General features: G+C 51.3%; 1 pseudogene. It reads right to left on the reverse strand.

Annotation, left to right across the window (positions count from 1 at the left end):
• Positions 1–544: pseudogene (gene eno, locus ACTHUR_RS17365) on the reverse strand (phosphopyruvate hydratase); the annotation flags it as partial.

Consider the following 544-nt stretch of genomic DNA (forward strand, 5'->3'; position numbering starts at 1 on the left):
GTAGTAAGCGGCTTCGGCCAATTCTTCTTCGATGCGCAACAATTGGTTGTATTTCGCCATGCGGTCAGAACGGGACAGGGAGCCGGTTTTGATTTGCATACAGTTGGTGGCAACTGCCAAGTCGGCAATGGTGCTGTCTTCGGTTTCGCCGGAACGGTGGCTCATTACGCTGGTGTAGCGGTTGCGTTTGGCCAAGTCAACGGCTTTCAGGGTTTCGCTCAAAGTACCGATTTGGTTTACTTTAACCAGCAATGCGTTTGCCACGCCTTTTTCGATGCCTTCAGCCAAGATTTTTGGATTGGTTACGAACAAGTCGTCGCCGACCAATTGAACTCGGCCGCCCAATTTTTCGGTCAACAGTTTCCAGCCTTCCCAGTCGTTTTCGTCCATACCGTCTTCGATAGAAACGATTGGGAATTCGTTAACCAGGCCTTCCAAGTATTCGGCAAATTCTGCGCTGGTGTAAGAGCGGCCTTCGGCTTCCAGATGGTATTGGCCGTCTTTGTAGAACTCGCTGGATGCGCAGTCCAGGGCGAACAATACG

The organism is Neisseria sp. P0021.S007 (assembly GCF_051956855.1).